Source organism: Falsiroseomonas sp. CW058 (genome assembly GCF_050563535.1).
Classification (GTDB): Bacteria; Pseudomonadota; Alphaproteobacteria; order Acetobacterales; family Acetobacteraceae; genus Falsiroseomonas.
In genome coordinates this window covers 81,587-105,501 of record NZ_JBNXUO010000010.1, presented here as the reverse complement: position 1 = coordinate 105,501, position 23,915 = coordinate 81,587, and the positions used below count along the sequence as shown (strand labels likewise).

Here is a 23,915-nt window from a genome sequence, read left to right as displayed (position 1 = left end):
GGAACACCGGGCCGGCAGCACTTCTCGGCACCCCGTCTATCCCCTGCGCGGGCTTCGCCGCTTCAAGGCCGGCCCGCCGGGGCGGGACGCGGACCACAGGAGGTCTCCGACAGGTTCGGGCGGAGGAAAGCCCCCGCCCTGCCCGGCAGCCTCACGGCTGCCGAATTTCACCCGGCCCGTCGGGCCGGAAGCAATTCAGGCCTGCGCCGCCAGCGTCTGGAGGTCGACCTTGAGACCCGGGCCCATCGAGGAGCTGATCGACACCTTCTTGACGTAGGTGCCCTTGGCCCCGGTCGGCTTGGCCTTCTGGATGGCGTCGATGAAGGCGCGCGCATTGCCCATCAGCGCGTCCTCGGCGAAGGACGCCTTGCCGATGCCGGCATGGATGATGCCCGCCTTCTCGGCCCGGAACTCCACCTGGCCGGCCTTCGCCGCGGTGACCGCGCCCTTCACGTCCATCGTCACGGTGCCGAGCTTCGGGTTCGGCATCAGGCCGCGCGGACCGAGCACCTTACCGAGCCGGCCGACGAGGGCCATCATGTCCGGCGTCGCGATGCAGCGCTCGAACTCGATCTTGCCTTCCTGCACGAGGGCGGCGAGGTCGTCAGCGCCAACCACGTCGGCGCCGGCGGCCTTCGCTTCCTCGGCCTTGGCACCGCGGGCGAAGACGCCGACGCGCACGGTCTTGCCGGTGCCGTTCGGCAGGCCAACCACGCCGCGCACCATCTGGTCGGCATGGCGCGGGTCGATGCCGAGATTCATCGCGATCTCGATCGTCTCGTCGAACTTGGCCCTGGCATTCGCCTTGATGAGGCGGATCGCCTCGTCCAGCGAATAGGCCTTCTCGGCATCGAGGCCGGCGTTGATCGCCTTGAGGCGCTTGCCCTGCTTGGCCATGGCGTCAGCCCTCCACCACCGTCATGCCCATCGACCGGGCGGAGCCCGCGAGCATGCGCACCGCGCTCTCCACGTCGGTGCAGTTCATGTCCTTCATCTTCACGGCCGCGATCTCGCGCAGCTGCGTCCGGGTGACGCGGCCGACATTGCCGCCCTTGCCCGGCGTCGTGCTGCCCTTCTCGATCTTGGCGGCCTTCAGCAGGAAGTAGGTGTTCGGCGGGGTCTTGGTGATGAAGGAGAAGGTGCGGTCCGAGAAGGCGGTGATGACGACGGGCGTCGGGGTGCCCGGCTCCATCTGCTGCGTCGCCGCGTTGAATTCCTTCACGAACTGCATGATGTTCAGGCCGCGCTGGCCGAGCGCGGGACCCACGGGCGGCGACGGGTTCGCCTTGCCGGCCGGGATCTGCAGCTTGATGTAGCCGACGATCTTCTTCGCCATTCTTCAGTCCTCTGTCGCGCCTCTCGGCGCTGGGTTCACAGAGGCCCGCGGTGCCAGCGGCCCCCGAGGGGGCCTCCCGCGTTCCCTGCAACGCGCAACGGCCCGGGCAGGACCCGGGCCGCTTCGCGGAGCCGGGCGTCTAGACCCTGCCGCGCGTCCTGTCCAGGGGGATTCGGGCGCGGCGCCGGCCGCAGGCGCCGCCTCAGATCTTCTCGACCTGCCCGTATTCCAGCTCGACCGGGGTGGAGCGGCCGAAGATGGAGACGCTGACCTTCACGCGCCCCTTCTCCTCGTCCACTTCCTCGACCGTGCCGTTGAAGCTGGTGAAGGGGCCGTCGGCCACGCGGACCTGCTCGCCCACCTCGAAGACGATCGCGGGGCGCTTCGGCTTCTCCGCGTTGTCGGTCATCTGCTTGAGCATGCGCTGCGCCTCCGACTCGCGGATGGCGGTCGGGCGGTTCTTCTCGCCGAGGAAGCCGGTCACCTTCGGGGTGTTCTTCACCAGGTGCCAGGCGTCGTCGGTCATCTCCATCTTCACCAGCACGTAGCCGGGGAAGAACTTGCGCTCCTGGTTGGTCTTCTGGCCGCGCTTGACCTCCACCACCTCCTCGGCGGGGACCAGGATCTCCTCGAAGGCATCGGCCAGGCCCTTCTGGGCCGCCTGCTCGCGCAGCTGCTGGGCGATCTTCTTCTCGAAGCCCGAGTAGACGTGGACCACGTACCACTTCTTGTCGGCCATGACCGGTCTCAGGCTCCCAACCCGAACAGCATCCGCACCGCGAATGCGATGATCCAGTCCACCAGCAGGAAGAACAAGGCCGCCAGCGCCGACAGAGCCAGCACGAGACCCGTGGTGATCAGCGTCTCCTTGCGGGTGGGCCAGGTGACACGCGCCACCTCCTGCCGCACCTCGCGGACGAACTGAGTGGGATCGAGCTTGGCCAAGACGGCCCCTTTCACTGACGACGGTGGTGGCACATCGGAATCCAGGATCGCGCGCCCGCGGAAGGCCCGCGGACCGCGACGCCCGCGCGGCCGCTGGCAGGGGCGGAGGGTCTCGAACCCCCAACCTCCGGTTTTGGAGACCGGCGCTCTAGCCAATTGAGCTACGCCCCTAGGGGGCCGCGCGAGCCGCGTCCTCTATCGCAGGCCGCGCCCCCTGTCGAGGGGCCAGCGGCAGGGAACGTCACGGGATGCGTCAGCGCCGTTCCCGCACCACCAGCGTGCGCCCCAGCTTGTCGTGCCAGGTCTGGCCCTGCCGGTCCCACAGCATCCAGAGATAGCCGAGGCCGAGCGGCAGGGCGGAGACCAGGTAGCCGAAGTAGCGCAGCGCCAGCCGGCCCAACGGCGGCGTGCCGCCCGTGGCCGCATCGACGATCCGCACCCCGACCACCAGCTTGCCCGGCGTTGCCCGACGCTCCGCCCAGAACAGCATCACGACGAGGGCGACCACGACATTGCCCATGACCTCCCCGCCCCAGGAGATCTCGCCCCCGTTCACCAGACCCGCGACGAGGCCCAGCAGCACGGACAGCGGCAGCAGCCAGACCAGGTCGATCAGATAGGCGCCGAGTCGCCGCCCGAAGCCCGCCAGTTCCACGCCCGCCTGCATCCCCGCCATCGCGCATCCCCGCCCGTGGTGCTTCCGTACGGCCGGGCCGCGGCGGCTGTCCAGCACCCGGACGCAGGAAGGGGGCGGACCCTGCGGCCCGCCCCCCCGTTCACGCCCGCCCTGGCGGCGAACCGGCTACTTCGTGATTTTCGCGACGACGCCGGCGCCGACGGTGCGGCCGCCCTCGCGGATGGCGAAGCGCAGGCCCTCGTCCATGGCGATCGGCGCGATCAGCTCGACATCCATCGAGACGTTGTCGCCCGGCATCACCATCTCCACGCCCTCCGGCAGCTTCACCACCCCCGTCACGTCCGTCGTGCGGAAGTAGAACTGCGGACGGTAGTTCGTGAAGAACGGCGTGTGCCGACCGCCCTCCTCCTTCGTCAGGATATACGCCTCGGCCTTGAAGCCCGTGTGCGGCGTGATCGAGCCCGGCGCCGCAAGCACCTGGCCGCGCTCCACGTCCTCGCGCTTCGTGCCGCGCAGCAGCGCCCCGATGTTGTCACCCGCCTGCCCGCTGTCCAGCAGCTTGCGGAACATCTCCACGCCCGTCACCGTCGTCTTCACCGTGGCCTTCAGGCCGACGATCTCGACCTCCTCGCCCACCTTGATGATCCCGCGCTCCACGCGACCCGTCACCACCGTGCCGCGACCCGAAATCGAGAACACGTCCTCCACCGGCATCAGGAACGGACGGTCCAGCGCACGCGCCGGCTGCGGAATGTAGGCGTCCACCGCCTCCATCAGCTTCAGGATCGCCCCCTCGCCGATCTCCGGGTTCTTGTCCTCCAGCGCGCTCAGCGCCGAGCCCTTGATCACCGGGATGTCGTCGCCCGGGAACTGATAGGAGGTCAGCAGCTCGCGCACCTCCATCTCCACCAGCTCCACAAGGTCCGGATCCGCCATGTCCATCTTGTTCAGGAACACCACCAGCGCCGGAACACCCACCTGACGCGCCAGCAGAATGTGCTCCCGCGTCTGCGGCATCGGGCCGTCCGCCGCCGACACCACGAGGATCGCCCCGTCCATCTGCGCCGCACCCGTGATCATGTTCTTCACGTAGTCGGCATGGCCCGGGCAGTCGACATGCGCATAGTGACGGTTCTGCGTCTCATACTCGACATGCGCCGTCGAAATGGTGATCCCGCGCGCCTTCTCCTCCGGCGCCTTGTCAATCTGGTCATACGCCGTGAACGTCGCACCACCGGTCTTCGCCAGAACCTTCGTGATCGCCGCCGTCAGCGACGTCTTCCCGTGGTCCACATGCCCGATCGTGCCAATGTTGCAGTGCGGCTTGTTACGCTCGAATTTCGCCTTGGCCATCGCCCTGTCGCCCTGTTCCAGTTACGCGCCCGTGACCCTGTCCCGGCACCCGCGCGCGTGGAGCGGGTGACGGGAATCGAACCCGCACAACCAGCTTGGAAGGCTGGGGCTCTACCATTGAGCTACACCCGCGCCGTGGGGAAAGCCGTCCCCGGGGGCGCGCGGCCCTCGCCCGCCGGCGGGGCGGACCCGCGCGGCGATATCCGGCCCTGGGGAGAAATGGAGGGGGTTGGATTCGAACCAACGTAGGCGCAAGCCAACGGATTTACAGTCCGTCCCCTTTAGCCACTCGGGCACCCCTCCGCAGTCTCTCCGGGCCGAACGGCGGGAGCGCGGGGGACTAGCCCCACGGACGGGCCGCTGTCAACGGCGGGACCGGCAACGCTGGACAGATGCGGCGCAACGCGCAGGATGGGGCGATGCCACGCCCCCCCACACGACGCCCCGGCCCGCCTTCCGGCAAGGCCGGCCGGTCGCCCGCCCGCCCCCCGCGCGGAGGCGATTCGCCGCAGCGCCCACGTGCCGACGCAGCCCCGCCACGGCGCGGCGATGCCGGGCCGAATCGCCGCGGCGGCGCCGCGCAGGCCCGCGACGAGTCCCGCCCGCCCCGCCGGGAGGAGGCGAGGCCCCCGCAGCGCGACGAAGGCCGGGCATCGCGCCGTGACCCCGCGGCACCCGCGCGGCGCCCAGATGCCCAGGGCCCGCGCCGGGGCAATGCCGCTCCCCTTCCCGGCCGAGACCGCTTCGCGCGCCCCGAAGCCGCCGCCGAGCCCGCACCCCGCGGCCGCGACCGCCGCGGCATGGGCGACCCCCGTCCCACCCGCGCGCCGGAACCCGCGCCCGCGGCGCGGACCCGCCCTTCCGGCCCGCGGGAGGCACCGCCGGGCGGCGCGCTATGGCTGCACGGGCTGCACGCGGTAGCCGCCGCGCTGGCCAATCCGCGCCGCGGCGTGAAGCGCCTGCTGCTGACCGAGGAGGCGGAGGCCGAACTGGCCCAGCGCCTGCCGAAGCCCTGGCGCATCCCGGCCGAGCGCACGGACCGCGTCCGCTTCCAGACCTTCCTGGCCGAGGACGCCGTCCACCAGGGCGCCGCCCTGCTGGCCGAGCCCCTGCAGCCGACCGCGCTCGAGGACGCGATCGCCGCCTCGGCGGGCCCGGTGCTGATCCTCGACCAGGTGACGGACCCGCGGAATGTCGGTGCCATCCTGCGTTCCGCCGCCGCCTTCGGCGCGGCCTGCGTGGTCATGCAGGACCGCCACGCCCCGCCCGAGACCGGGTCCCTCGCCCGCGCCGCCTCCGGCGCGCTCGAGGTCGTGCCGGTCGCGCGGGAGGTGAACCTCTCCCGCGCCATCGTGGCCCTGCAACGCGCCGGCTTCTGGGTGCTGGGCCTCGCCGGCGAGGGTCCGCGCACGCTGGCCGAGGCCGCGCCGCGCGACCGCCGCGTGGCGCTGGTGCTGGGCGCCGAGGATGCCGGGCTGCGCCGCCTCCAGCGGGAGACCTGCGACGAGCTGGTGCGGCTGCCGATCGCGCCGGGGATCGAGAGCCTGAACGTCGCCGCCGCTGCCGCCGTGGCGCTCTACGAGATCGCCCGCGGCACGGGCGTGGAGGAGATCGCCCGCGGCACGGGCGTGGAGGAGATCGCCCGCGGCGCGGGCGGGGAGACGGGCGAGGACCCGGGGGAGGACGAGGCATGACCAGTCCCGCAGCCGCCGCCATCCTGGCCGCGCGGCAGGGCCGGCAGGTGCTGCTGCCGCTCGGCGCCGCCGCCCCCGCCGATGCCGAGGCCGGCTACGCTGTGCAGCACGAGGTGGCGCAGGCGCTCGGCGCAGTGCCGCCGGCGGGCTTCAAGATCGGCGCGACGACGCGGCAGATGCAGGCCTATCTCGGCCTGTCCGGCCCCGCCGCCGGCTTCGTCGCGCGGGAAGGGCTGCACGCCTCCCCCGCCCGCCTGCGCTTCGCGGAGCTGCTGGCACCGGGGGTGGAATGCGAGGTGGGCCTCCGGCTCGGCGCCGACCTGCCAGCCGGCCCCTGCACGCGCGACCAGGCGGCGGCCGCCGTCGCCGATGTCTTCGCCGCGATCGAGGTGGTGGAGAAGCGCTACACCGACCTTGCGGAGCTCGGCACGCCGACGCTGATCGGCGACCAGGTCTTCCACCGCTGCGGCGTGCTCGGCGCGCCGGCGGCGGGCTGGCGCGGCGCCGATCTCGGCGCGATCCGCGGGCGGATGACGGTGGATGGCGCGCTGCGCGGCGAGGGGGTCGGCGCCGACCTGCTCGGCCATCCCTTCGAGGCGCTGGCCTGGCTCGCCGGGTCGCCCGCCGCGCGGGTCTTCGGCGGGTTGCGGGCGGGGCAGGTGGTGTTCCTCGGCTCCGTCACGCCGCCCATCTGGCTCGATGGCCCGGCGAAGGTGGTGGTGGAGTTCGACCTGCTCGGCCGGGCGGAGCTCACGGTCGGCTGATCGCGTCCTTCACCATCCCTCAACCCCGCCGCGCGATCATGCCCGCGCCGCGGGGTTCTGCGCGGCCAATCCCGCCAGGACGGCGCCCATGCACCGGGACCGTCATGCGAACAGCCAGTTGGAACATCCTGCCCGAGGAGATGCAGCTCGTGCTCTCGCGCGAGGCGCTGCGCCGCGCCGCGGAGACGCTGGCCGAACATGCGGAGCTGCTGGCCGAGGAGATGGAGCGCGGCACCCTCTCCGACCGGGGCGGGCCGGATGCGCTACGGCTGTTCGCCGCCGTGGTGCGCGCGACGAACGAGGACGCCTTCGGCCCGGTCGGCCACGCGTGAGGCGGCGCGCGGCGCGGCCTCGTACACCGTCGCGGTGAAGCCGCGCCGGGCATCGCGCCAGGGCGTCGCGGCCTCCCGCCAGGCGGGGTCGGCGGCCAGCGCCGCACGGGCGCGGGCGACCTGCCTGGCCCCGTCACGGTCGGTGACCGCGAGCAGGACAAGCCGCGTCGCGCCATCGGCCGGGGCGGGGATGTCCGGGGCATCCTCCCGCAGCAGCAGGATGCGCTGGTCCGGCGGCGCCTCGGCCAGCACGGCGCCGACGATGCCGACGCCGTCATTGCCGCGCGGCACCAGCAGCAGGGTCCGCGGGCCGAGCAGCGGCGAAAGCGCGGCGAAGGCATCGCGGAAGGTCTGCTGCGTGGCCGGGTGCAGCACCATCCCCGCCGCGCCCGCCGCCTGCACCGCCAGCACGAGGCCGAGGGCGGGCAAGGCGGCACGCCGGGGCAGCGCGGCCGCGGCGCCGGCGAGCAGCGCCCCCGCGAAGGGCGCGGCGAAGGCGAGGTAGCGCAACTCGATCGGCGTGTTCCCGAAGGCGGCGCCGAGCAGCAGCAGCCCCGCCGAGGGCGCGGCGAAGCCGCCGAGCCAGAGCCAGCGCGTCGGCCCCAGCGCGCGCCAGCGCCACGCGACGGCCAGCGCCGCGGCCGCCAGCAGCAGCACCAGCGCCCCCCCGAGCAGGAGCCGCGCCGGTCCCTCGACATAGAGCGGCAGGCCGCCGAACAGGCTGGCCGCATTGAACTGGCCGAGCAGCGTCAGCGCCGGGGCGATCGCGAAGGGCTCGAACTGCTCCGTGCGGGACCCGCGCTGGGCGAGGAAGAACCAGAGATTGCCGATCTGCACCAGGCCGAAGGGCAGCGCCGCCGCCGCCAGCAGCCGCAGCCGCGACCGCGCCGGCATCGGCGCGATGAGCAGCCAGCCCACCAGCGCCGCCGCCGGGAAGGCAGCGAGGTAGTTGGCGAAGGAGGCAAGCCCCGCCGCCAGCCCGCCCGCCGCGGCAGCGCCGGCCGCCTGCCGCCGCCAGGCCAGCACCACCGCCAGCGCACCCAGCCCCAGCAGCAGATGCGCCAGCGCGAAGCCGCGTGCGACACCGCCCGTATAGGCGAAACCGAAGGACAGCGCCGTGGCCAGCCCCGTCGCCAGCGGCGGCAGCCCCGCCCGGTGCGCCGCCGCCATGAAGGCGAGGACGGCGCCCAGCGCGCAGGCGACCGACAGCGCCCGCAGCGCCCCGACCGAGGTGCCGCCAAGCCCCCGAAGCACCCCCGCCGCCCAGAAATAGAGCGGCGGGTGCACATCCGTCTCGCGCAGGTTGCGCGCCGTCGCGGCCGGGCCCACCACCGCCTCCAGCGCGGGCCGGGCCTCGGCGGGCGTGAAGGGCGTGGCGGGCCAATCCGGCCGCGGCACCGGCGAGGTCACGAGGCGGGTGTAGGTCTCGTCATATTCGGTCGAGCGCAGCGCCGCCCCGCCGCCGATGACGGCGAGCGCGAGCAGCAGCACGAGCACCGCGCCGCGCCATGGAAAGGCGCCGTCCCGGCGCAGCAGGGCCGCTCCCATGCGGCAGGTCCCCCGGTCTGGTCCGGGGCCAGGACGCGGCAGCGGGCCGAAGGCTGCATCGCATCGCAACATATTCGTGCGAGTTCGTAGCGGATCCGCAACCGGCCCCGCCCGCGCCGCCGTGATTGAGCACGCGCCGCCGCTGCGTTAGGAAGGGGCCGCGCCGGGTTAGCACAGCGGTAGTGCAGCGGTTTTGTAAACCGAAGGTCGGGGGTTCGATCCCCTCACCCGGCACTTGCGCATCCCAGCAGCGGGTCGGCCTTCGATGCCGGCATCGGCAGGATTACCGGTTCGCCCCCGTGCATCCACCGATGCGTGCCGACGGCGGGATGCCGTCGGCACGCATAGGCGCAGTGGTCAGGCGACGTCGCCGCGGCGGCGGCGCGTAGGGTCGTTGGCGCTGCCGAGGTCCTCGGTCAGGCCGGGCGCGGGACCACGGCTGCCCAGCCCGTCGGAGGTCGTGCCCGTCAGGCCCGCGCCGGTCAGGCCCGCGCCGGTCAGGCCAGCGCCGCTGCCGAGGCCGGTGCCGCTGCCGGTGAGGGTGCCGGAGGCGCCGGTGCCGGCCGTGGTCATTCTGGCGGCGGACCCGCCCGTCCAGCCCTCCGCGCGCCAGTCGGCGCTGCGGCTCGCGACATCGATCGGGCCGTGGCGCTCAAGGATGCGCTCAGCCTCCATCGCGCGCGCATCCGTGGCGCGCACGACGACGAGGTGGCCGCCGCGGCGCACGCCCTCGGCATAGGTGGTCGCATGCTCCTCGCCGAAGCCCGCGCCGGTGAGTGCCCCGAGCAGGCCGCCCGCCGCTGCGCCGGCGCCGGCGCCGGTGAGGGTCGCGATCAGCCAGCCGGCCGCCACCACCGGGCCGACACCGGGGATGGCCAGCGCGCCGAGGCCCGCGAGCAGGCCCGCGCCGCCGCCGAGCACGGTGCCGAGCGTGGCGCCGGTGGCAGCGCCCGTGTCGGCGCCGGTGTCGCCGCGGCGGTCGGCGGTCGTCGTGTCATCGGCGGTGCCGCCGGTCTGGTTGCCCATGTAGCTGACGTCGTCATTGGAGAAGCCGGCCGCCTCGAGGTCGCGGATGGCGGCCTGGGCGATGGCGGAGGTTTCGTAGAGCCGGGCGATGCTGCGGGTGGTCATGGGTGTCTCCTTGGCCGTTGCGCGCCGGGGGGCGCGGCCGATCGGGGGAAGCCTGCGCGGGGCGGAGCGGCGCGCGGCCGCTCCGGCGGGCGCTACTGGGTCGCGACGACGTTGCCCTGGTAGTCGAGGGCGACGCCGGTCTGCTGGCCGCCGCGCATCGCACGGCCACGCCAGATGCCCTGGTCGTCGAGGCGCAGGTCCTGCACGTCGTTGAAGCCGGCATCGCCCATGCGGGCGCGGGCCTGGCCTTCGGTGAAGGAATTGGCGCCGGCCACCGGGGCCGCCGCCGTGCGCGGCTCGGTGTGGCGGGTGGTGGCCGCGGGCGGGCTCGCATCCGACCGGCCGCCGCCCTGGGTGGTGGTGCCGGGCGTGGTGGTGCCGGTGGCCGAACCGCCGGGCGCCGCGCCGGCGCTGCCGGTCATGCCCGGGCTCTCCCGCGTGCCGCCCTCGGCGCCGACGCCGGGGACGGGGCGCGGCTGGGCCATGGGCACGCCCGTGCCGGTGCCGGAGGTGCCCGGCTGGCTGCCGGGCGCGACGCCCGGGGTGCCGCTGGTGCCGCCCTGGGCGAGCCCGGGCGAGGCGCCGGCGCTGCCGGGGGTCGCGCCGAAGCCGCCGTCGCGCGGCGCGGTGCCGCGCTGCACGTCGGGCTGGCCACTGGGCGCGAGCGCGCCGGTGCCGCCCACCGTGCCGCGATCCTGCGCCACGCGGTCCTGCGGGTTCATGCCGCGCGCCTGGTCGGCACGGCTGCCGGGGGGCATCGGGCTCGGGTTCACCTGCTGGGCGGTGGTGCCGGGGGAGTTGTTGCCGGCGCCGTCGCTGCGCATCCCGGGCGCCTGTTCGGCGCGGCTGCCCGGCGGCATCGGGCTGGGGTTGACCTGCTGGGCGGTCTGGGCTGCGGCCATGCCAAGCCCAAGCGAGGCCGCGACAGCCGTCGCGGCCGCCATGTGGCGGATGCTCATGGGGTTTCCTTCCGTCGTTCCGGGCTTCAACGCCCGCACGGAAGCCTCAACGGCGCCCGGCCGCTTCTGTTCGTCCCGGCACCGTCACGGCGCCTCACAGGGCGGCGAGCGGAACGGGTGACGTCACCGTCACCCGGCCGCGAGGGCGGCGTTGGTCCAGGCCGGATCGCCGGTCACCTCCTGCCCGAGCCAGTCGGGCAGCGGGGGCGCCACGTCCGCCGCCGGAAGCTCGACCTCGGCCAGGACCAGCCCGGCGAGGCGGGCGGGAGCGTGGAATTCATCGACGGTCCAGGGGTGCCCGCCATGCGGCACCGACCAGCGCGTCTTGTGCAGCACCGCGCCGGGGCAGAGGTCGAGCATCGCCGCGGCGTGGTCGGGCGGGACGGGATACTCGAATTCCGCCCGCACCAGCCCGCCCGGCCCCTTCACCGTCAGGAAGGCGTGGTCGCCGGCCAGGCGGATCCGCACGCTCGGCCCCGCCGCGCCGGGGGCGGAAAGATAGCCCTGGCGCATCGGCGTGCCGGGCCCCTCCACCGCGGCGCGCCAGGCATCGCCGGCCACCAGGAACTTGCGCTCGATCTCGACGGGCATGGTGCGGATGTAGCGCGGCGCTCGACGTTGCGCGATGGCGGGCCCACATTCGGGGCATGAACGTCGTCGCCGCCCCGCCCGTGCTGTTCCATCCGCGGAAGCGCCCGCCGCTGCCGCGCGGGCTGCCGCTGAAGGTCGTCTCCCCCTTCGAGCCGAATGGCGACCAGCCGGCGGCGATCCGCCAGCTGGTGGACGGGCTGCGGGGGGGCGAGCGTGACCAGGTGCTGCTCGGCGTCACCGGGTCGGGCAAGACCTTCACCATGGCGAAGGTGATCGAGGCGGTGCAGCGGCCCACGCTGGTCCTGGCGCCGAACAAGACGCTGGCCGCGCAGCTGTACGGGGAGATGAAGAGCTTCTTCCCGGAGAACGCGGTCGAATACTTCGTCAGCTACTACGACTACTACCAGCCCGAAGCCTATGTCCCGCGCACCGACACCTACATCGAGAAGGACGCCCAGATCAACGAGCAGATCGACCGCATGCGCCACAGCGCAACGCAGTCGCTGCTGGAACGGCAGGACGTGGTGATCGTCGCCTCCGTCTCCTGCATCTACGGCATCGGCTCGGTCGAGAACTACAGCCGCATGGTGGTGAAGCTGGAGCGCGGCGGGCGGATCGACCGCGATGTGCTGGTGAAGGGGCTGGTCGAGCAGCAGTACCGCCGCAACGACACCGCCTTCGGCCGCGGCAACTTCCGCATCCGCGGCGAAACGGTGGACATCTGGCCCTCCCACCTCGAGGACCGCGCCTGGCGCGTCAGCCTGTTCGGCGACGAGGTGGACGGCCTGCGGGAGTTCGACCCCCTGACCGGCGAGGTCACCGGGGAGCTGGAGCGCGTCAGCATCTACGCCAACAGCCACTACATCACCCCGCGCCCGACGCTGCAGCAGGCGATCCGCGACATCAAGACGGAGCTGAAGCAGCGGCTGGAACAGCTGAACGCGGAAGGCCGCCTGCTGGAGGCGCAGCGGCTGGAGCAGCGTACCACCTTCGACATCGAGATGCTGGAGACCACCGGCAGCTGCAAGGGGATCGAGAACTACAGCCGCTACCTCACCGGCCGGAAGCCCGGCGAGCCGCCGCCGACCCTGTTCGAGTACCTGCCCGAGGACGCGCTGCTGGTGGTGGACGAAAGCCACGTCACCGTGCCTCAGATCGGCGGCATGTACCGCGGGGACTTCGCGCGGAAGTCGGTGCTGAACGAGTTCGGCTTCCGCCTGCCCTCCTGCATGGACAACCGCCCGCTGAAGTTCGAGGAGTGGGACGCCTATCGCCCGGGGACGGTCTTCGTTAGCGCCACCCCAGGCCCGTGGGAGATGGAGCGCACCGGCGGCGCCTTCGCCGAGCAGGTGATCCGCCCGACCGGCCTGGTCGATCCCGTCACCGAGATCCGCCCGGTGGAGGGCCAGGTGGACGACCTGCTGGCCGAGTGCAAGGAGGTGGCGAAGGCGGGCGGGCGCATCCTGGTCACCACGCTGACCAAGCGCATGGCCGAGGACCTGACGGACTACATGACGGAGACCGGCATCCGCTGCCGCTACCTCCATTCCGACGTCGACACGCTGGAGCGGATCGAGATCATCCGCGACCTCCGCAAGGGCGTCTTCGACGTGCTGATCGGCATCAACCTGCTGCGCGAGGGGCTCGACATCCCCGAATGCGCGCTGGTGGCGATCCTCGACGCAGACAAGGAAGGGTTCCTCCGCAGCACGACCAGCCTGATCCAGACCATCGGCCGCGCGGCGCGCAACGCGGAAGGCCGTGTGATCCTCTATGCCGACGTGATGACCGAGAGCCTGCGCCGCGCGACGGAGGAGACGGCGCGGCGCCGCGCCAAGCAGCAGGCCTGGAACGAGGCGCACGGCATCACGCCCCAGACCATCCGGCGCGACATCAGCGAGGTCCTGCAATCGGTCTACGAGCAGGACTACGTCACGGTCGAGGCGGTGGAAGGCGACGGGGCCGCGAATTTCGTCGGCAAGGACCTGCCGACCGCCATCGCGGAGCTGGAGAAGAAGATGCGGGCCGCGGCCGCCGACCTCGAATTCGAGGAGGCGGCGCGGCTGCGCGACGAGATCAAGCGGCTGGAGGCGCTGGAACTCGGCCTGCAGCCCAACCTCGCCGGGCGGTCGCTGCAGGCGAGCGCGCCCGCGGCCGGTGCGAAGCCGCGCGAGAAGCAGGACTGGAAGCCGAAGCCGCTCGGGCCGGGCGGGGGCGGCTACGACCCGAAGAAGGGCAAGGGGGCACGCGGCCGCAAGGGGCGCTGAACGGCGCGGCGGGTGCCGTTGCGGCCACGGATCGGGCACCCGGTTGCCCTTCCGTCGCCACAACCTGGCGATGTATTGACCTGCGACGCTGCGCGTCACAGGAGATCGCCATGCATAACATCCCCACCCGCTTCCTCGGCCGCCTCGCCCTCGCCGCGGCCATCCTGTTGCCGCTTGCGGCCTGCGAGGGGATGAGCCGCACGCAGCAGCGCGCCCTGTCGGGCGGCGCGATTGGCGCCGCGGGGGGCGCGGCGGTGGGCGTGCTGACCGGCGGCTCGGCGGTGACCGGGGCGCTGATCGGCGGCGCGGGCGGCGCGGCGGTGGGCGCGCTGACCGGCGGCAACGGCCGCAGGTAAGGAACACCGGCCCGCGCGCGGCGTTCGCCCCCCCGGACCAGCAGGGGCAGCACGACATGGCGGAACATCGCGCGCGGATCACGGTGCAGGCACCGGCGACGGAGGTCTTCGCCTTCCTCGCCAATCCCACCAACCTGCCGCGCTGGCAGCCGAGCTTCCGGGAGGCCTTCCGCGAGGAGGGCGACCGCATCCGCGCGATCGGCGGCGGGGTCGGCGCCAAGGGGGTGGTCGCGCATGCCCGCTTCAACGCGGACATCGACGGGCGCACCCTGTCCTGGGCCTCGGCATCCGGCGTCGGCTGCGCGGGGGATGTGCGCGTGGAGGAGGAAGGCGGCGCCGCGGCGGTGGAGATGGTGCTGCGCCTTGCCCGCAGCGCCGACCGGCCGGAGGCGCTGGCGGCCTGGACGGGCGACCCCGCGCTGGATGCCGATGCCGCGCTGCGCGCCAGCCTCGCCGCGGTGAAGATGCTGTGCGAGGGCGGGACGCAGGCGGTGGACCTCGTCTCCGGCGGGACCGGGTCGCACCCCGACCGCGCGGCGCTGCGCGACAGCCGGGCCTACGGGACCTCCGCCACGCAGAACCCGGAGACCACCTGACGCGACACGAAGCTTGCGCGGCGGCCGCAGGCGGTTACGCTTCGTTGCAGGAGCCTTGCAAGGGAGCACTCCATGGACCGCCGCACTCTCCTGGCCGCCACGGCCGGGGCACTCGCCTTGCCGGCCGTCACGCGGGCGCAGGGCAGCTTCCCGAAGATCACCATCGGCATGTCCGGCTGGACCGGCTTCGCGCCGCTGACGCTGGCGGAGAATGCGGGGCTGTTCCGCGCCAACGGGCTGGATGTGGAAACCCGCTTCGTGCCGCAGCGCGAACGCAACCTGGCGCTCGCCTCGGGCGCGCTGAACTGCGTCGTCACCACGGTCGACACGATGATCCAGTGGGCGGCGTCCATCCCGCTGACGCAGGTGCTGGTGCTCGACCGCTCGCGCGGGGGGGACGGCATCGCGGTGCGGCCGGCGATCCGCGGCTGGTCCGACCTGCGCGGCAAGACGGTGGCGGTGGATGGCGCGGGGACCACGCCCTATTTCGTGCTGGCCTACATGCTGCGCGAGAACGGGATGAGCATCCGCGACGTGCAGACCGCGACGCTGGCACCCCAGCCCGCGGCGCAGGCCTTCGTCGCCGGGCAGTTCGACGCCGCCTCGACCTATGAGCCCTACCTGTCGCAGGTGCGGCAGATGGGGGCGGATCGCGGCCGCATCCTGGCGACCACCAACGACCATGCCTGCGTCGTCGACACGCTCGCCTTCCAGCCCGCCTTCATCGAGCGCAACGCCGAAGCGGTGCGCCGCGTGGTGAAAAGCTGGTTCGACGCGGTCGAGATGATCGCGCGCGAGCCGATGCGGTCGTGGGAGATCATGGGCAACCGCACCCGCCAGACCGCCGAGCAGTTCCGCGATTCGGCACAGTACATCGAATGGCTCGACCTCGCGAAGAACCGCGACTACGTGGCGGCCGGGCTGCCGGAATTCACCCGCAAGGCGCACACCGTCCAGCGGGAGAGCGGGGTGCTGCGGCAGGATGTCGACGTCTCCCGCCTGTTCGACGACCGCTTCCTGCGCGCGATGGGCTGACCCGCTTGCGGCCTCTCGTCCCCGTCTCCGCCGGTGCCCGGGTGGTCCTGGGCGCCGGCTTCTTCGTGCTGTTCGTCGGCTTCTGGGCGCTGCTGTCCTATGGCGGCCTGGTGCCGCCGCTGTTCCTCGCCTCGCCCGGGCGGACGCTGGCGGCGGGGGTGGCGCTGTTCACGGAATACGGTTTCCTGCACGACATCAGCGTCACGGTGTTCCGCGTGGTGGGCGGCTTCCTGATCGCGGCGGCGATCGGCGTGCCGCTCGGCCTCGCGATGGGCGCCTTCAAGCCGGTGGAGGCGTTCTTCGAGCCCTTCATCTCCTTCGCGCGCTACCTGCCGGCATCCGCCTTCATCCCGCTGCTGATCCTCTGGGCGGGGGTGGGGGAGGCGCAGAAGCTCGCGGTCATCTTCATCGGCAGCTTCTTCCAGGTGGTCATCATGGTGGCCGTCACCGCGGGCGCGACGCGGATGGACCTGGTGGAAGCCGCGACCACGCTCGGCGCGGGGCGGCGCGGGATCGTCGCGCGCGTCATCGTGCCGGCGGCGGCGCCGCAGATCGCGGAGACGCTGCGCCTCGTGCTCGGCTGGGCCTGGACCTACGTGATCGTGGCGGAGCTGATCGGCGCGCAGTCCGGCATCGGCCACATGATCATGGACAGCCAGCGCCTGCTGGACACCGGGCAGATGATCTTCGGCATCGTGACCATCGGCGTGATCGGGCTGGTGACGGACTTCCTGTTCAAGGCGCTGAACCGCCGCCTGTTCCCCTGGGCCGTGCTGTGAGCGGCAAGACGCTGCGCATCGCGGGGGTGACGCGCACCTTCCCCGCCACCCGCCAGGCGGGGCCGACGCTCGCGCTCCAGCCCACCGACCTTACCGTCGCCCCTGGCGAGTTCGTGGCCATCCTCGGCCCGTCGGGCTGCGGCAAGTCCACGCTGCTGCGCATCGTCGCGGGGCTGGACCGGCCGACGGCCGGCGCGCTGTCCCTGGACGCCGCGCCCATCGCGGGGCCGGGGCCCGACCGGGGAATGGTGTTCCAGTCCTACACGCTGTTCCCCTGGCTGACGGTCGAGCAGAACATCCGCTTCGGCCTGCGCGAACGCGGGGTGGCAGAGGCGGAGCAGCGCGCGACCGCCGCCCGCTTCATCGCCCGCACCGGCCTGCGCGGGTTCGAGAACCACTGGCCGCGGCAGCTCTCGGGCGGGATGCAGCAGCGCTGCGCGCTGGCCCGCGCGCTGGCCAACGACCCCGAGATCCTGCTGCTCGACGAACCCTTCGGCGCGCTCGACCACCAGACGCGGGAGCTGATGCAGGAACTGCTGCTGGAGATCTGGGAGGCGGACCGCAAGACGGTGCTGTTCGTGACCCACGACATCGACGAGGCGGTGTTCCTCGCCAGCCGCGTGCTGGTGATGTCCGCCCGCCCCGGCCGCATCAAGGCCGAGGTCGCGGTGCCCCTGCCCTATCCGCGCGACTGGACGGTGAAGACCACGCCGGACTTCGCGGCGCTGAAGGCGCGGCTGATGGGCGAGATCCGCGAGGAGGTCCGCAAGGCCGCGGCCGGGTAGGCGCTACCCGCCGATCCCGCATTCGCCGAGCAGCGCGATCGGGTTGCCCCGCGCGGCATTCGCCACCCGCGCGACCCGCGCCGAATCCTCCGCCGGCAGGCTGCGGACGAGGCAGGCGCCAAGCGCCGTCGGATCGAGCGTCAGGCCGCAGCCCCGCGCGGCGCCGGCGACGCGGGTGCAGAAGGCGCGCCGCTGCTCCGGCGTCTGCTGGCCGAAGGCGCCCTGCAGCGCGGCGGCGGCGCCCCCAGCCCCGCCCCCGCCGAGCATCCCGCCCATCGCGCCGCCCAGCCCGCCGCCCGGCGCCTGGCCCTGGCCCTGCCCCTGGCCGCCGCCGAGCCCCGGAAGCCCAAGCCCCTGCGCCACGGCCGGCCCGGCCGCCAGCATCGCCACCACCAACATCGCCGCCCGCATCGCCGCCCCCTGCCTGCCGCGGGCACCCTGCGGGGATGCAGCGCGGCGGGTCAACCGGTGGTCAGGCGCCTCCATGCGCGCTATCCCCGCGCCCGCATGTCCATCCCCCCCACGATCCCACGCCACGCCTTCGTCACCGGAGGCGCGAAGCGCCTTGGCCGCGCCATGGCGCTGGCCCTCGCCGAAGCCGGATTCGACGTCACGATCCACTACGGCGCCTCCGCGGCCGAGGCCGAGGCCACGGCCGGCGCCATCCGCGCGACCGGTCGCCGCGCCCTGGCGCTGCCCGCCGACCTGGCGCGGGAGGCGGAGGTGGCGGCGCTGGTGCCGCAGGCCGAAGCGGCGCTCGGCCCGGTCGGCGTGCTGGTCAACAACGCCTCCACCTTCGAACGCGACGAATGGCACGACGCGACGCGGGAAAGCTGGGACATGCACCTGGAGCCCAACCTGCGCGCGCCCTTCGTGCTGGCGCAGGCGATGGCGAAGGCGCTGCCCGCCACGGCCGAAGGCGTGGTGGTGAACCTGCTGGACGAACGGGTCTGGTCGCTGACGCCGCATTTCGTGTCCTACACCGTCTCGAAGGCGGCGCTCTGGACGCTGACGCAGACGCTGGCACTCGCGCTCGCGCCCCGCATCCGGGTGAACGGCATCGGCCCCGGCCCCGCGCTGCCCTCGCCGCGCCAGACCGCCGCGCAGTTCGAGGCGCAGTGCCGCTCCGTCCCTCTGCGGCGCGGCACCTCGCCCGAGGAGGTGGCGCGCGCGCTGACGATGATCCTGTCGCTGCCGTCGATGACGGGGCAGATGATCGCGCTCGACGGCGGGCAGCACCTGCAATGGGCGCCATCGGGCGGCGCGCGGGAGATCGCGGAATGACCTACCTGCCGGATGCGGACCGCGGGTTGCGGCTGGTATTCGTGCGCGGGCTGGAGCTGATGGCGCGGCTCGGCATCCACCCGCATGAGAGGGCGGGTCCGCAGCGCATCCGCCTCGGCGTCGAGCTGGTGGTGCGCGACGACGCGGCGCCGGCCGATGTGGGCCCGGACGATTTCCGCCGCGTGGTCGATTACGCGCGCCTGGTCGAGGTGGCGCGCGCCACGGTCGCCGAGGGGCATGTGCTGCTGGTGGAGACGCTGGCCGAACGCGTCGCGCTCGCCGCGCTCGAGGACGGGCGGGTGGAGCGCGCCCGCGTCACGGTGGAGAAGCCGGAAGCCTTCTCCGACGTGGAAAGCGTGGGCGTGACGGTGGAGCGCCGCCGCAGGTGAAACGGTTCGTCGCAACTGTTTTCCACCGCGATCACGAAACCAGGAGATCGCGGCGCGACGTCAAGAGGGAAGATGGTCTTGACGAGCAGGAGAGAGGCTTCGCAGATTCAATCTCCAATGATTTCAATAACTTGGAAAAAGTGCCTATTTCCTGGGCAGGGACGTGTGAATGGCAGATGACCGCCATTCCGGGGCATCCGGAACCCCTCCATCCACATAGTTGTCCACAGGATCGGTGGAGAACCACGGGCGCATCGGCGCTTCGCCCCGGGCCCGGTCGTCGCCATATCGGGCGATGATGAACGGCACGCCCCCGCCCCCCCCGACGCCCCCCGCCGAGCCCATCCTGGACGACGACGCTGCCCCACCTGTCATGCAGGGCGTGCGGGTCATCGAGGAGGTGGTCGCGACGCTGCCGCTGACGCCCGGCGTCTATCGTATGCTCGATGCAAAGGGTGATGCGCTCTATGTCGGCAAGGCGCGCAGCCTGAAGCGGCGCGTGGTGACATATACGCAGGTCGCCCGCCTGCCCGAACGCCTGCGCCGCATGGTGCACGAAACGCGGCGGATGGAAATCGTCACCACCGGCAGCGAGGCGGAGGCGCTGCTGCTGGAAGCGAACCTCATCAAGCGCCTGCGGCCGCGCTACAACATCGTCCTGCGCGACGACAAGTCGTATCCCTGGCTGGTCCTGACCGAGGACCATCCCTATCCGCAGATCACCAAGCACCGCGGCGAACGCCGCAAGGGCGCGAGCTACTGGGGCCCCTTCGCCTCCGCCTGGGCGGTGAACCAGACGCTGACGGCGCTGCAGCGCGTCTTCCTGCTGCGAAGCTGCCGCGACACGGTCTTCGACCAGCGCGCGCGCCCCTGCCTGCTGCACCAGATCAAGCGCTGCTCCGCCCCCTGCGTCGAGCGCATCGCGAAGGACGACTACGCCGAGCTGGTGCGCGAGGCGAAGGAGTTCCTGTCCGGCGGCACGCCCTCGATCCAGCGGCGGCTCGCGAAGGAGATGGAGGAGGCGGCCGGAAACCTCGAATTCGAGCGTGCGGCCGCGATCCGCGACCGCATCCGGGGGCTCACGCATGTGCAGGGGCGCGACCGCATCAACCTCGACGGCGTGGGCGACGCGGATGTGGTGGCGCTGCACCAGATGGCGGGCCAGTCCTGCGTGCAGGTCTTCTTCTTCCGCGGCGGCCGCAACAACGGCAACCGCCCCTTCTTCCTGTCCCACGCCAAGTCCGAACAGCCGCCCGGGGAAGTGCTGTCCGCCTTCCTCGCGCAGCTCTACGACGACCTGCCGCCGCCGCCGCTCGTCCTCGTCAGCCACGACCCGGAGGAGGCGGAGGTGCTGGCCGAGGCGCTCACCCTCAAGGCCGGGCGCAAGGTGGATATCCACCGCCCCCAGCGCGGCGACAAGCGCGCCGTGCTGGAGCACGCCCAGACCAACGCGCGCGAGGCGATCGAGCGCCGCATGGCCGAAGGCGCCGCGCAGTCCGAGCTGCTGGCCGGCGTCGCCCGCCTGTTCGACCTGCCCGACAGCCCGGAACGGGTCGAGGTCTACGACAACAGCCACATCATGGGCACCAACGCCTATGGCGTGATGGTGGTGGCCGGCCCCGCCGGCTTCCTGAAGCAGCACTACCGCAAATACGCCATCCGCGACGCCAGGCCCGGCGACGACTTCGCGATGATGCGCGAGGTCTTCGAACGCCGCTTCGGCCGCGCACTGAAGGAGGACCCGGAGCGCGAGACGGATGGCTGGCCCGACCTGGTGCTGATCGATGGCGGCCAGGGCCAGCTTTCCGCCGCACGCGACATCCTGAACGAGATGGGGCTGCACGACATCCCGCTGGTCGCCATCGCGAAGGGCCCGGACCGCGACGCAGGGCGCGAATGGTTCCACCAGACCGGCAAGGCGCCCTTCCAGCTGCCGCCCCGCGACGCGGTGCTGTACTACCTCCAGCGCCTGCGGGACGAGGCGCACCGCTTCGCCATCGCCTCCCACCGCGCAGGCCGGTCGAAGGCGCTGACGCGGAGCGAGCTGGACGACATCCCCGGCGTCGGCACCGCGCTCAAGCGCAAGCTGCTGAACCATTTCGGCTCGGCCCGCGGGGTGCGCAACGCCGGGCTGGAGGACCTGGAGAAGGCGCCGGGCATCGGCCGGGCGGCGGCGCGGAAGATCTACGGGCATTTCCACCCGACCGAGGGGTGAGGGCGCCGCCTCGCCTCCGCCACGGAGGCGGGGCATCCTGGGCGCCTTCCTGCCGAGACATTCCCCTTGCTCCATTCCCTCTATGCCCGCGTGATGGATCTCGCGGGTCACCCGCGCGCCAGGTTCTGGCTCGGCGCCGTCAGCTTCGCGGAAAGCAGCGTCTTCCCGGTCCCGCCGGACGCGATGCTGGTGCCGATGGCGATGGCCCGGCCGGACTGGGCCTGGCGGCTGGCGGCGATCTGCACCGTCACCTCGGTCCTGGGCGGCGTGCTCGGCTACGTCATCGGCTATTTCCTGTTCGAGGCGCTGGCCGAGCCGGTGCTGACCGCCTACGGCCATGCCGGGGCGCTGGCGCGCTTCGAGGAGTGGTTCCAGCGATGGGGCGCGGCGGTGATCCTGGTGAAGGGGCTGACGCCCATCCCCTACAAGATCGTCACCATCGCCGCCGGCGCGGCGAAGATGGACTTCGCCACCTTCCTGCTGACCAGCCTGGTCACGCGCGGCGCCCGCTTCTTCCTGCTGGCGGCCCTGATCCGCCGCTTCGGCCCGGGCGTGCGCGACTTCATCGAAAGGCGGCTCATCCTGGTCACCAGCGCGGTCGCGGCGCTGCTCGTCCTGGGGGTCCTGGCGCTGCGCTACATCTGACGGTGGCACCCCCCCGCCGCGGGCGGCCCGCCCCTGCCGGGCGCCGCGCTTCGTGAGCACCCCCTCGCCTCGCGCCTCGCCCGGGGCGTCCCCTTCTGCTAGAGGGAGGTCCGCATGCCAACCGACCTGCCCAACCTGCTGACGCTGTCGCGCATCGCCGCCATCCCGCTGCTGGTGGTGGCCTGCGCGCTGCGCGACCCCTGGGCGGATGTCGCGGCCTGCGCGGTCTTCTCGGCCGCCGCCATCACCGACTACTTCGACGGCAAGCTGGCCCGCCAGCGCCAGCAGATCAGCGATCTCGGCAGGATGCTCGACCCGATCGCGGACAAGCTGCTGGTCGGCGCTGCGCTGATGCTGCTGGCGGGGATGGGGCGGCTGACGGATTTCGGCCTGTTCCCGGCCATCGTGATCCTCCTGAGGGAGATCCTGGTCTCTGGCCTGCGGGAATACCTGGCGGGGCTGTCGGTCGGGCTGCCGGTGACGCGGCTGGCCAAGTGGAAGACCGGCTTCCAGATGGGCGCGCTCGGCACCCTGCTCGCGGGCGATTCCGGGGCGCGCGTGCTGGGGCTGTCCTTCCTGCCGGTGTCGCTGATCGGGGAACTGATGCTCTGGACCGCTGCGGCGCTGACCCTGGTGACGGGGTGGGACTACCTGCAGGCGGGGCTGCGCCATGTCGGGGCGCGGGACGCCCCACCCCCCGCCCCGCCACCCCCGGCGCCGGAGCGGGCGCGCAGCCCGTTGCGCTCTTGAGGCTTTGCGGCCCGCGGCGCATCTTCCGGACGACACGACGCAGACCAGGAGCCACCATGGCCGCCACCCAACGCCCGACCGAATCCCGTCCGGCGCGCATGCTGGTCCGCCGCAGCCCGTGGCTGGCGGTGGCGCTGCTGGCCGGCGGGTGCGCGGGCCCGGTCGACTTCTCCTCGGTCGGACAGGGCCTCGGCTCCAGCCTCGACAGCATGTGGAGCCCCTTCATGGGCCCGCGCAACATCGTCACCTCCGATGCGCTCACCGTGCAGCGCATCCGCGGCGGCAATCCGGAGGTGGAACCGCTGACGCCCGAGCCCGGCAATGTCTGGCCGGTGACCGAGGCCCCCCGCCCGACCCTGATGTCCGGCCCGGACGAGGCGATGCGGAACATCCCGTCCTACACCCCCTCCCTCATCGAGGGGGCGCCGCCCGCCACCTCGCCGGTCGCGACGCCGGGCGAGCCGGCGCGGCGCGGCCGCAGCCGGGGCACCGCCGGTGCGCCGTCCGAGCCTCTGCCGCTGACCCAGCCGCCCGGCAGCCCCGTGCTGCCGCCGCCTTCCGCCTCCGCCGGCGCGGCCGCGCCGCGGCCGGGGCAGCCGCTGGTCGACCCGACCGGCCGCCCTGCGATCGGCACCGGCGGCACGCCGCGGGTTCAGGGCTTCACCCAGCCCGGCCTCGGCGGCGGCGCGGTGATCCGCGACGGCAATGTCGAGACCTGGGTCGGCCCGGACGGGCGCACCAGCACGCGCGTCGTGCCGAACTGACCCGGCCGGCCGGATGAAGCTTCTCTACTTCGCCTGGGTGCGCCAGCGCGTCGGGGTGGCGGAGGAGGAGGTCTCCCCGCCGGCCGAGGTGCGCGACGTGGCGGGCCTGGTCGCCTGGCTGGCGACCCGCGGGCCGGCCCATGCCGCCGCCTTCGCCGACCCGCGCCAGATCCGCGCCGCGGTGAACCAGGATTTCGCGCCGCCCGACCACCCGGTGGGCGCGGGCGACGAGGTCGCGTTCTTCCCGCCGGTGACCGGGGGCTGACATGGCGGCGACGCCGACCGTGCGCGTGCAGGAAGCGCCCTTCGACCTCGGCGCGGAGGCCGCGCTGCTCGCTGCCGGGCGCACCGATGTCGGCGGGCTGGCCAGTTTCGTCGGCATCTGCCGCGGCGATGACGGGCTGTCGGCCATGGTGCTGGAGCACTACCCCGGCATGACCGCCCGCGCGATCGGGCGCATCGCGGAGGAAGCCTGCGCCCGGTGGCCGCTGACCGGCTGCACGGTCATCCATCGCCATGGCCGGCTGGTGCCCGGCGACCCGATCGTGCTGGTGCTGACCGCCAGCGCGCACCGCCTGGCGGCGCTGGAAAGCTGCGCCTTCCTGATCGACTGGCTGAAGACCCGCGCCCCCTTCTGGAAGCAGGAGGAATTCGCCGACGGGCGGACACGCTGGGTCGAGGCGAAGGCCGAGGACGACGAGGCCGCCGCCCGCTGGGCGCACCGGCCGGCGGCCACGCCATAACCATGCCGCGGGCCGCC

28 protein-coding genes and 4 tRNA genes are annotated in these 23,915 nt (G+C 72.9%); 18 read left to right on the top strand and 14 right to left on the bottom strand.

The genetic code is table 11. The annotated features are described in order from the left end of the window. Positions 1-195 precede the first annotated feature (195 nt). From rplA to ACK8OX_RS10630, 9 genes are all read right to left on the bottom strand, one after another. A complete protein-coding gene (gene rplA / locus ACK8OX_RS10670) occupies positions 196-897 on the bottom strand; it encodes a 50S ribosomal protein L1 (RefSeq protein WP_430664022.1) in 702 nt (233 codons plus the stop codon). A gap of 4 nt (positions 898-901) precedes the next feature. After that, complete coding sequence (gene rplK, locus ACK8OX_RS10665; protein ID WP_430664021.1) at positions 902-1,336, bottom strand: 50S ribosomal protein L11; 435 nt, start codon at positions 1,334-1,336, stop codon at positions 902-904. Positions 1,337-1,538: 202 nt separating this feature from the next. Then, entirely contained in the window at positions 1,539-2,075 is a 537-nt protein-coding gene (gene nusG, locus ACK8OX_RS10660; RefSeq protein WP_430664020.1) for a transcription termination/antitermination protein NusG, read from the bottom strand. A gap of 8 nt (positions 2,076-2,083) precedes the next feature. Then, positions 2,084-2,281, bottom strand: a complete 198-nt coding sequence (gene secE, locus ACK8OX_RS10655) for a preprotein translocase subunit SecE (protein ID WP_430664019.1) — start codon at positions 2,279-2,281, stop codon at positions 2,084-2,086. Positions 2,282-2,375: 94 nt separating this feature from the next. Beyond that, a tRNA-Trp gene (locus ACK8OX_RS10650) sits at positions 2,376-2,452 on the bottom strand. Positions 2,453-2,534: 82 nt separating this feature from the next. Further along, a complete protein-coding gene (locus ACK8OX_RS10645; protein WP_430664018.1) occupies positions 2,535-2,957 on the bottom strand; it encodes an RDD family protein in 423 nt (140 codons plus the stop codon). A 126-nt stretch (positions 2,958-3,083) separates the two neighbouring features. Next, the gene (gene tuf, locus ACK8OX_RS10640; protein ID WP_430664017.1) at positions 3,084-4,271 is read right to left on the bottom strand and encodes an elongation factor Tu; all 1,188 of its coding nucleotides are present in this window, start codon (positions 4,269-4,271) and stop codon (positions 3,084-3,086) included. A 58-nt stretch (positions 4,272-4,329) separates the two neighbouring features. Then, positions 4,330-4,403, bottom strand: a tRNA-Gly gene (locus ACK8OX_RS10635). A gap of 88 nt (positions 4,404-4,491) precedes the next feature. Then, positions 4,492-4,574, bottom strand: a tRNA-Tyr gene (locus tag ACK8OX_RS10630). 497 nt (positions 4,575-5,071) lie between these two features. Here ACK8OX_RS10630 and rlmB point away from each other — a divergent pair. From rlmB to ACK8OX_RS10615, 3 genes are all read left to right on the top strand, one after another. Further along, the gene (rlmB, locus tag ACK8OX_RS10625) at positions 5,072-5,965 is read left to right on the top strand and encodes a 23S rRNA (guanosine(2251)-2'-O)-methyltransferase RlmB (RefSeq protein ID WP_430664016.1); all 894 of its coding nucleotides are present in this window, start codon (positions 5,072-5,074) and stop codon (positions 5,963-5,965) included. After that, complete coding sequence (locus ACK8OX_RS10620; protein ID WP_430664015.1) at positions 5,962-6,729, top strand: 2-keto-4-pentenoate hydratase; 768 nt, start codon at positions 5,962-5,964, stop codon at positions 6,727-6,729. Before rlmB ends, ACK8OX_RS10620 begins: the two co-directional genes overlap by 4 nt. Before the next feature lie 104 nt (positions 6,730-6,833). Then, positions 6,834-7,061, top strand: coding sequence for a hypothetical protein (locus tag ACK8OX_RS10615; protein ID WP_430664013.1), 228 nt, complete (start codon positions 6,834-6,836; stop codon positions 7,059-7,061). On the opposite strand, the gene ACK8OX_RS10610 is transcribed toward ACK8OX_RS10615, so the two are convergent. Continuing rightward, positions 6,993-8,609 (bottom strand): hypothetical protein, encoded by a 1,617-nt coding sequence (locus tag ACK8OX_RS10610; protein WP_430664012.1) that lies wholly within the window; start codon positions 8,607-8,609, stop codon positions 6,993-6,995. The genes ACK8OX_RS10615 and ACK8OX_RS10610 overlap by 69 nt on opposite strands. Before the next feature lie 162 nt (positions 8,610-8,771). On the opposite strand from ACK8OX_RS10610, the gene ACK8OX_RS10605 reads away from it, so the two are divergent. Further along, a tRNA-Thr gene (locus ACK8OX_RS10605) sits at positions 8,772-8,843 on the top strand. Positions 8,844-8,966: 123 nt separating this feature from the next. Here ACK8OX_RS10605 and ACK8OX_RS10600 read toward each other — a convergent pair. From ACK8OX_RS10600 to ACK8OX_RS10590, 3 genes are all read right to left on the bottom strand, one after another. Beyond that, a complete protein-coding gene (locus ACK8OX_RS10600; protein WP_430664011.1) occupies positions 8,967-9,740 on the bottom strand; it encodes a hypothetical protein in 774 nt (257 codons plus the stop codon). Between the two features lie 92 nt (positions 9,741-9,832). After that, complete coding sequence (locus tag ACK8OX_RS10595) at positions 9,833-10,699, bottom strand: hypothetical protein (RefSeq protein WP_430664010.1); 867 nt, start codon at positions 10,697-10,699, stop codon at positions 9,833-9,835. A 129-nt stretch (positions 10,700-10,828) separates the two neighbouring features. Then, complete coding sequence (locus ACK8OX_RS10590) at positions 10,829-11,290, bottom strand: CYTH domain-containing protein (protein WP_430664009.1); 462 nt, start codon at positions 11,288-11,290, stop codon at positions 10,829-10,831. Positions 11,291-11,346: 56 nt separating this feature from the next. Between ACK8OX_RS10590 and uvrB the strand changes: the two genes are divergently transcribed. The 6 genes from uvrB (at position 11,347) to ACK8OX_RS10560 (ending at position 17,108) form a co-directional block, all read left to right on the top strand. Further along, positions 11,347-13,557 (top strand): excinuclease ABC subunit UvrB, encoded by a 2,211-nt coding sequence (gene uvrB / locus ACK8OX_RS10585; RefSeq protein ID WP_430664008.1) that lies wholly within the window; start codon positions 11,347-11,349, stop codon positions 13,555-13,557. 110 nt (positions 13,558-13,667) lie between these two features. Continuing rightward, the gene (locus tag ACK8OX_RS10580; RefSeq protein WP_430664007.1) at positions 13,668-13,913 is read left to right on the top strand and encodes a hypothetical protein; all 246 of its coding nucleotides are present in this window, start codon (positions 13,668-13,670) and stop codon (positions 13,911-13,913) included. A gap of 56 nt (positions 13,914-13,969) precedes the next feature. After that, positions 13,970-14,509 (top strand): SRPBCC family protein, encoded by a 540-nt coding sequence (locus tag ACK8OX_RS10575; protein ID WP_430664006.1) that lies wholly within the window; start codon positions 13,970-13,972, stop codon positions 14,507-14,509. A gap of 72 nt (positions 14,510-14,581) precedes the next feature. Next, positions 14,582-15,544: an ABC transporter substrate-binding protein gene (locus ACK8OX_RS10570; RefSeq protein WP_430664005.1), complete on the top strand. Its 963-nt coding sequence runs from the start codon at positions 14,582-14,584 to the stop codon at positions 15,542-15,544. A gap of 5 nt (positions 15,545-15,549) precedes the next feature. Beyond that, complete coding sequence (locus ACK8OX_RS10565) at positions 15,550-16,323, top strand: ABC transporter permease (RefSeq protein ID WP_430664004.1); 774 nt, start codon at positions 15,550-15,552, stop codon at positions 16,321-16,323. Then, on the top strand, positions 16,320-17,108 hold the full coding sequence (locus tag ACK8OX_RS10560) for an ABC transporter ATP-binding protein (protein ID WP_430664003.1): 789 nt from the start codon (positions 16,320-16,322) through the stop codon (positions 17,106-17,108). Before ACK8OX_RS10565 ends, ACK8OX_RS10560 begins: the two co-directional genes overlap by 4 nt. 3 nt (positions 17,109-17,111) lie before the next feature. Here the strand turns inward: ACK8OX_RS10560 and ACK8OX_RS10555 are convergent, their stop codons facing one another. Continuing rightward, positions 17,112-17,519, bottom strand: a complete 408-nt coding sequence (locus ACK8OX_RS10555) for a hypothetical protein (RefSeq protein WP_430664001.1) — start codon at positions 17,517-17,519, stop codon at positions 17,112-17,114. Between the two features lie 96 nt (positions 17,520-17,615). On the opposite strand from ACK8OX_RS10555, the gene ACK8OX_RS10550 reads away from it, so the two are divergent. The 8 genes from ACK8OX_RS10550 (at position 17,616) to ACK8OX_RS10515 (ending at position 23,898) form a co-directional block, all read left to right on the top strand. Beyond that, a complete protein-coding gene (locus ACK8OX_RS10550) occupies positions 17,616-18,392 on the top strand; it encodes an SDR family oxidoreductase (protein WP_430664000.1) in 777 nt (258 codons plus the stop codon). Next, positions 18,389-18,781, top strand: coding sequence for a dihydroneopterin aldolase (locus tag ACK8OX_RS10545; protein WP_430663999.1), 393 nt, complete (start codon positions 18,389-18,391; stop codon positions 18,779-18,781). The genes ACK8OX_RS10550 and ACK8OX_RS10545 overlap by 4 nt, the downstream gene beginning before the upstream one ends. Before the next feature lie 373 nt (positions 18,782-19,154). After that, on the top strand, positions 19,155-20,996 hold the full coding sequence (gene uvrC / locus ACK8OX_RS10540; RefSeq protein ID WP_430664072.1) for an excinuclease ABC subunit UvrC: 1,842 nt from the start codon (positions 19,155-19,157) through the stop codon (positions 20,994-20,996). Between the two features lie 66 nt (positions 20,997-21,062). Then, positions 21,063-21,641 (top strand): YqaA family protein, encoded by a 579-nt coding sequence (locus tag ACK8OX_RS10535; protein WP_430663998.1) that lies wholly within the window; start codon positions 21,063-21,065, stop codon positions 21,639-21,641. Between the two features lie 114 nt (positions 21,642-21,755). Continuing rightward, positions 21,756-22,391 (top strand): CDP-diacylglycerol--glycerol-3-phosphate 3-phosphatidyltransferase, encoded by a 636-nt coding sequence (pgsA, locus tag ACK8OX_RS10530; RefSeq protein WP_430663997.1) that lies wholly within the window; start codon positions 21,756-21,758, stop codon positions 22,389-22,391. Between the two features lie 56 nt (positions 22,392-22,447). Then, entirely contained in the window at positions 22,448-23,155 is a 708-nt protein-coding gene (locus ACK8OX_RS10525) for a hypothetical protein (protein ID WP_430663996.1), read from the top strand. 13 nt (positions 23,156-23,168) lie between these two features. After that, the gene (moaD, locus tag ACK8OX_RS10520) at positions 23,169-23,420 is read left to right on the top strand and encodes a molybdopterin converting factor subunit 1 (protein WP_430663995.1); all 252 of its coding nucleotides are present in this window, start codon (positions 23,169-23,171) and stop codon (positions 23,418-23,420) included. A 1-nt stretch (position 23,421) separates the two neighbouring features. Then, entirely contained in the window at positions 23,422-23,898 is a 477-nt protein-coding gene (locus ACK8OX_RS10515; protein ID WP_430663994.1) for a molybdenum cofactor biosynthesis protein MoaE, read from the top strand. Positions 23,899-23,915: the final 17 nt, after the last annotated feature.